The 7,261-nt window shown below is 70.6% G+C and carries 4 protein-coding genes; 2 read left to right on the forward strand and 2 right to left on the reverse strand.

The window, feature by feature from the left end; genetic code table 11:
- Positions 1-93: 93 nt before the first annotated feature.
- Positions 94-3,327, reverse strand: a complete 3,234-nt coding sequence (gene ileS / locus ACWER9_RS27095; RefSeq protein ID WP_452304497.1) for an isoleucine--tRNA ligase — start codon at positions 3,325-3,327, stop codon at positions 94-96.
- Positions 3,328-3,636: 309 nt separating this feature from the next.
- Here ileS and ACWER9_RS27100 point away from each other — a divergent pair, with 309 nt between their 5' ends.
- Entirely contained in the window at positions 3,637-4,656 is a 1,020-nt protein-coding gene (locus ACWER9_RS27100) for an ArsR family transcriptional regulator (protein WP_452304498.1), read from the forward strand.
- 307 nt (positions 4,657-4,963) lie between these two features.
- On the opposite strand, the gene ACWER9_RS27105 is transcribed toward ACWER9_RS27100, so the two are convergent.
- Positions 4,964-6,514 carry an alkaline phosphatase D family protein gene (locus ACWER9_RS27105; RefSeq protein WP_452304499.1) on the reverse strand — a complete coding sequence of 517 codons (1,551 nt, stop codon included), beginning with the start codon at positions 6,512-6,514 and terminating at the stop codon, positions 4,964-4,966.
- A 229-nt stretch (positions 6,515-6,743) separates the two neighbouring features.
- Here ACWER9_RS27105 and ACWER9_RS27110 point away from each other — a divergent pair, with 229 nt between their 5' ends.
- Positions 6,744-7,175 carry a carboxymuconolactone decarboxylase family protein gene (locus ACWER9_RS27110; protein WP_452304500.1) on the forward strand — a complete coding sequence of 144 codons (432 nt, stop codon included), beginning with the start codon at positions 6,744-6,746 and terminating at the stop codon, positions 7,173-7,175.
- The last annotated feature ends 86 nt before the right edge of the window (positions 7,176-7,261 follow it).

Here is a 7,261-nt window from a genome sequence, read left to right on the forward strand (position 1 = left end):
AGATGAGGTGCGAACAGGCGGTGTCACGGTAGCGGACGCCTCCACACCTCCCAGACGGAGGTGGTGAGGCGCCCGCACCCTGGCGATGGTCCGTTATACCCGGCGGACGACCACCGTTACCCGCTCACCGTCGCCGACCTCGCCGGCGAAGCCAGCCGGGCCGTCCGAGCCGTCCGGACCCTCGACGAAGTCGACCGAGTCGGCAAGCACCTCCGCGGCGACGAAGTCGACGTACGCGGCCACCGCCGCGCGCACCTCGTCGGACGCGGACACCGACACCACGATCCGGTCCGAGACGTCCAGGTCGGCATCCCGACGGGCCTGCTGGACCACCCGCACCACGTCCCGGGCCAGCCCCTCGGCGGCCAACTCGGGGGTGACGTCGGTGTCCAGCACCACCACACCCTCGCCGCCGGGCAGCGGCGCCGAGTGCTCGGCGTCGGCGGCGATCAGGCGCAACTCGTACTCGCCCTCGGCCAGGGTGACGCCGGCGGCCACCGGGGCGCCGTCGACAAGCTCCCAGTCGCCCGCCTTGACCGCCTTGATCACCTGCTGCACCTGCTTGCCGACCCGCGGGCCGAGCACCCGCGGCACCACCGTCAACACCTGCTCGCAGTACGCGGACAGCTCCGCACTGAACTCCACGGTCTTCACGTTGACCTCGTCGGCGACCAGGTCGGCGAACGGTCGCAGCTGCTCCGCCGCCGGCGAGGCCACGGTCAGCGTGGACAGCGGCAGCCGGACCCGCAGCCCCTTGGCCTTGCGCAACGACAGCGCCGCCGAGGCGACCGCCCGGACGTTGTCCATCGCTGCCACGAGGTCGTGGTCGGCGGGGAACTCCTCCGCCGAGGGCCAGTCGGTCAGGTGCACCGAACGCTCGCCGGTCAGGCCGCGCCAGATCTCCTCGGCGGTCAGCGGCGCGAGCGGTGCCACCACCCGGCAGAGCGTCTCCAGCACCGTCGACAGGGTGTCGAAGGCGTCGGCGTCACCGGACCAGAACCGGTCCCGGGACCGGCGGACGTACCAGTTGGTCAACGCGTCCAGGTAGGACCGGACGGTGGCGCAGGCACCGGAGATGTCGTACGCGTCCATCTGCGCGCCGACCGTCGACACCAGCTCGTTCGTCTTCGCCAGGACGTACCTGTCGAGCAGGTGCGTCGAGTCCGTCCGACGCTTCGCGGTGTAGCCGTCCGCGTTGGCGTAGAGCGTGAAGAAGTACCACACGTTCCACAGCGGCAGCAGCACCTGCCGGACGGAGTCCCGGATCAACGTCTCGGTGACCGCCATGTCCCCACCACGCAGCACCGGCGAGGACATCAGCATCCAGCGCATCGCGTCCGAGCCGTACGAGTCGAAGACGTGGTAGACGTCCGGGTAGTTGCGCAGGCTCTTGGACATCTTGCGTCCGTCCGAGCCGAGCAGGATGCCGTGGCTCAGGCAGTTGCGGAACGCCGGCCGGTCGAACAGGGCGGTGGCCAGCACGTGCATCGTGTAGAACCAGCCACGGGTCTGCCCGATGTACTCGACGATGAAGTCACCCGGGTAGTGGTGCTCGAACCAGTCCGCGTTCTCGAACGGGTAGTGCACCTGGGCGAACGGCATCGACCCGGACTCGAACCAGCAGTCCAGCACCTCCGGCACCCGACGCATCATCGACTGACCGGTCGGGTCGTCCGGGTTGGGGCGGACCAGGTCGTCCACCGCCGGCCGGTGCAGGTCGGTCAGGCGTACGCCGAAGTCGCGCTCGATGTCCGCGAGCGAGCCGTAGACGTCCAGGCGCGGGTAGTTCGGGTCGTCGGACTTCCACGCCGGGATCGGCGAGCCCCAGAACCTGTTCCGGCTGATCGACCAGTCCCTGGCGTTTGCCAGCCACTTGCCGAACGAGCCGTCCTTGATGTGACCGGGCGTCCAGTTGATCTCCTGGTTCAGCTCGACCATCCGGTCTCGGAACTGGGTCACCGCCACGAACCACGACGACACCGCCTTGTAGACGAGCGGGGTGTCGCAGCGCCAGCAGTGCGGGTACGAGTGGGTGTAGGTGTCCTGCTTGAGCACCACCCCCCGTTCCTTCAGCTCCCGGATCACCGGCTTGTTGACGTCGAAGACCTGCTCACCCTGGTACGGCGGGACCAGCGCGGTGAACCGGGTGTGGTCGTCCACGGTGACGATGGTGGGGATGCCGGCGGCGTTGCAGACGTTCTGGTCGTCCTCACCGAACGCCGGGGCGAGGTGGACGATCCCGGTGCCGTCCTCGGTGGTGACGAACTCCGCGCCGAGCACCTGGTAGGCGTTCTCCCCGGCCTGCTCGACGAGGAAGTCGAACAGCGGCGTGTAGCGGCGTCCGACCAGGTCCCGGCCGTACACCGTCCCGACCTGCTCGTAGCCCTCCAGCTCCTTGGCGTACGCGGCCAGCCGCGCCGCGCCGACCACGAAGCGCTCGCCACTGCGCTCGCTGTCGGGGGAACCCCGGTGCTCCAGCACGGCGTACTCGATGTCGGGCCCGACGGCGAGCGCCAGGTTCGACGGCAGGGTCCACGGCGTGGTGGTCCAGACGCCCAGCTTGACCGGCCCGCGCACCAGTTCCGGTGCGGACTCGTCGGCGGTCAGCTCGAACCAGACCGACAGGGTGGGGTCGTGCCGGTCCCGGTAGACGTCGTCCATCCGGGTCTCGGTGTTCGACAGCGGCGTCTCGCACCGCCAGCAGTACGCCAGCACCCGGAAGCCCTCGTAGATCAGACCCTTGTCGTGCAGGGTCTTGAAGGCCCACATGACGCTTTCCATGTAGTCCAGGTCGAGGGTCTTGTAGTCGTTGGTGAAGTCGACCCAGCGGGCCTGCCGGTTGATGTACCGCTCCCAGTCCTGGGTGAACTCCAGCACCGAGGTACGGCAGGCCTCGTTGAACCGGGCCACGCCCAGGTCGATGATCTCCGCCTTGCTGGTGATGCCGAGCTGCTTCTCGGCCACCACCTCGGCGGGCAGGCCGTGGCAGTCCCAGCCGAAGCGCCGCTCGACGTGCCGGCCGCGCATGGTCTGGTAGCGCGGCACCACGTCCTTGACGTAGCCGGTGAAGAGGTGGCCGTAGTGCGGCAGGCCGTTGGCGAACGGTGGGCCGTCGTAGAAGACGTACTCGTTACCGGCGTCGCCTGCGGCGCCATCATCGGCAGAGCCCGTCGTGTCCGGCTGCCGACCGGAGGTCGGCCTCGCCTCGATGCTGGCCTCGAAGGTCTTGTCGGCCGTCCAGTGCTCCAGCACCCGGCGCTCGACCGTGGGCAGGTCCGGGCTCGCCGGCACACCGGCTGCGGTCGGGTCGTGCAACGGATAGGCCATCGGGGGTCGCTCTCCTCGCAGCTCACTCAACGTGGGTCTGCGAGGACGAACCGTCCGGGTACGCCTCGATCGGCGCTCCCGGGTGGGCCCGCGGTACCACCCCGCTTGGCGGTCAGGATCGACCGCCCGCTCATTTGCCGGCTGTGACGGGCCGCACCCGTCCGGTTCTACTGGGCCGGTTGCCCGGCTGTTCTTCCGGAGGCTCACCGGTGATGGCCGGGTCATCGCCTTACGGTGCTCAACGATACTCGACCCGCCCACCGCCCCGCCGCCGAGTAAACGCGCGCGCCGGCAACCTAGGCTGACCGGGTGATCCGGATCGAGTTGGACGAGCCGACGCTGTCCCGCACCAGGATCGCCACCAGCCCGCTCTGGGAGGTGCTGACCAGTCTGTTACTGCTGCACCGCCATCCGGTGGAGGCGCCCTGGCCGTACACCGCCTGGGCGCGGCACGCACGGCGGGTGATCGACGGCGTGCCGGCGACCGCGCCGGCCCGGCTGCTGACCGTCGGCCTACCCGCACCGGACTTCCTCAGCCCGATCCCCACGTCGGCAGCGCCGACCCTGGCCGAGCAACTCGCCGAGCTGCGCGCGACGCCGGCCGAGGTGATCGCCGAGCAGATCCCCCACTACTACCACCCGGACGACCTGCCGGGGTGGCTCCGCCCGTTCGTCACGGACCGACGGGCCGCCCTGGACCGGCTCGCCGACGGCATCGAGGCGTACTGGGACGCGGCTATCGCGCCGTGGTGGCCGGCGATGCAGGCGGCGCTGGACGAGGAGGTGCTGCACCGGGCCCGGGCGCTCGCCGCGTACGGCCCGGACGCGCTGCTTGCCGACCTGCACGAACGGGTGCGCTGGAACAAGCCGGTGCTGACGCTTGTGAAGCCGTCGGAGCAGCAGTTCACGGCGGTGAACCAGCGCCTGTTGCTGCTTCCCCTGATCTTCTCGGAGGGGGCACTCGTCTGTGCCACCGACCATCCGGAGATCATCGCCGTCTCCTACCAGGCGCGCGGGGCGGTAGTGCTCGCCGAGGGTGGGCCGGCCTCGTCGGCCCGGACGACACCGGCCACGGATCGGCTGGCGGTGCTTGTCGGTCGAGGTCGTGCCCAGGTGCTGCGGGCGCTGGCGAGGCCAGCCAGCACCGCCGGCCTCGCGGCCACGTTGGGGCTCGCCCCGAGCACCGTGTCGGAGCAGCTCTCCGCGCTGCTGGCCGCGGGCGTGGTGCACCGTCGCCGGGTGGGCCGACGGGTGTTGTACGGCCTGGAACCGGCAGGTCTGGCACTGGTGCAGCTCGTCGGTGACGAGCCGGCGAGCGTCTCGGCCTGAGCATTCGGCTCGATCCGAATCCGTTTCCCACCGGTCCCCCTCACTCCTAGCCTGCGGATCACGAGCGATCACGCGATCGAGGCGGACGGGTGGGCGGCACGCATCGCAGCCGCACGAGATGGGTCACCACGAGCGTCGGAAGGTCCAGGCAGTCCGCGGCGTCGACCTGACGGTCGGCAACGGGGAGCTGTTCGGCCTACCCGGACCAACGGCGCACCCCCGGCCCGCCCCCCGTTGATCATGGAGTTGTTGCCGGGCTCGACGGCGTGTCGTGGCAACAACTCCATGATCGACCGGGGGTGGGGGGTTACGGGGCGGGGAGGGTGGTGTTCCAGAGGGAGGCGCCGTCGCGGTCGCGCAGGTGGACCGTCAGGGCCTCGGACTCGCCGTCGATGGTGACCTCGCCGAAGTGCTGGAAGCCCCCGGCCGGGCCCGTGTTGGCCACCGGCGGCGCGTGCACGAAGGCCGCCCGTGGGCCGAACGTGCCGTCCAGCGCGTTCGGGCCGAACGCGCCGGCGTGCGCCGGGCCGGAGACGAACTCCCAGAACGGGGTGAAGTCGCCGACCGCCGCGCGGGACGGGTCGTAGTGGTGCGCGGCGGAGTAGTGCACGTCGGCGGTCAGGAAGACCATGCCTGTCACTCCGGCCCGGTGGGTGGCCCGCAGCACCTCGGCGAACTCCAACTCCCGGCCCGCCGGCGCACCCGGGTCGCCCTGCGCGACACCCTCCTGCGCACCCGGCCCGTCCGGCACCACCACCCCGATCGGCAGGTCGTTGGCGATCACCTTCCAGGTCGCCGTGGAGCGCTTCAGCTCCCGGATCAGCCATTCCCGCTGCTGCTTGCCGAGCAGACCACGCTTCGGGTCGGCGTACGTGTTGCCGTCGTTCGGGTCCTTGTGGGTCCGCATGTCGAGCACGAACACGTCGAGCGACGGCCCGTACGACAGCCGCCGGTACATCGGCCCGTCGACGGGCACCGGCAGCCACTCGTTGAACGCCTGGCGGGCCCGGGCGGCGAGCACGTCTACCCGCCGCTCGGTGTAGCGCGGGTCGTCCAGGATCTCACCCGGGTACCAGTTGTTCAGGACCTCGTGGTCGTCCCACTGGTTGATCTGGGGCACCGCTGCGGCGAACTCCCGCAGGTGCTCGTCGAGCAGGTTGTACGCGAACTGCCCGCGGTACTCGGCGAGCGTCTCGGCGACCTTGCTCTTCTCCGGGGTGACGAGATTGCGCCAGACCCGCCCGTCGGGCAGCGTCACCGTCTCGACAAGCGGGCCGTCGGCGTACACCGTGTCGCCGCTGCACAGGAAGAAGTCCGGCCGGGCCTGCCGCATCGCCCGGAAGATCGACATGCCGCCGAAGTTCGGGTCGATGCCCCAACCCTGCCCGACGATGTCGCCGGTCCAGACGAACGTCACGTCGCGTCGCCGGTGCCGCCCCGGCGCGGTGGACAGTGTCCCGGTCAGCGGCTCGCTGACCACCCCGTGCCGATCCAGGCCCTCCACCCGCACCCGGTAGTGCAGCCGTTCGGCGTCCGGCAGGCCCCGCAGCCGGACCTTCCCGGTGAAGTCGCCGTTAGGGGTGAGCACCGGGCCGCGCAGCTTGCGCGCCCCCCGGAAGTCCGGCCGGCGGCTCACCTCGACGAGCATCCGGCCCGGTCGGTCGGCCCGCGTCCAGACCAGCGCCGAGTCCGCGGTCACGTCGCCGCTCTGCACGCCGTGGGTGAGCACCGGGCGCTCCGCCGGGCGCCAGGCCGGGGCGGCGTTCGCGCCGGCTCCGCCCACCAGGGCGCCGCTGGCGGCTCCGGCACCGACCACCAGGCCGGTCCGCAGCAGGGTACGTCGATCAAGCTCGGTCATGCTTCCTCCCGATCATGGGTTGACCCCGTGGGTCTATCGGGCGCAGGTGACGGTGAGCGGCGGCCCGGGTGACGCGAACGCGAACGTCGGTCGTCGGTCGTCGATCGCTCGCCACCCCTCCCCGACCGCCGCGACGACATGAGCGAGGTCACAGCCCCGGTTGTCACGACCCACCCAGGCTGAACCGTCGTGTCGGTGTCGAACCGATCAGGAGGTAGTCGTGCAACGGATGAACCCGACCGAGGTCGCGCCGCAGGCGTACAAGGCCGTCATGGGGTTGGAGAAGTACGTCCAGGCGAACGTCGACCACAGCGTCCTGGAGCTGGTGAAGCTGCGGGCGTCGATGATCAACGGGTGCGCGTACTGCGTGGACATGCACAGCCGGGACGCGCTCGCCGCCGGCGAGTCGAGCCGGCGGCTGTTCGCTGTCGCCACCTGGCGGGAGGCACCCTTCTTCGACGAGCGGGAGCGGGCCGCGCTGGCCCTCACCGACGCGGTCACCCGGCTCGGTGAGCACGGGGTGCCGGACGAGGTGTGGGATGACGCCGCGAAGGTCTGGTCGGAGAAGGAACTGGCCGACCTCGTCGTGGCGATTGCCACAATCAACGTGTGGAATCGGATCGGGGTGACGTTGCGGCTGGAGCCTCCGGCCCAGGCGTGACCCGCAGCGGCATGTCCTTGCTGACCAGCGTCACCTCCCGCCCCTCGGCGGCGAGGTTGAGCGCGACGGAGAGGATCCGGGCGTCG

Source organism: Micromonospora sp. NPDC003944 (assembly GCF_053605225.1).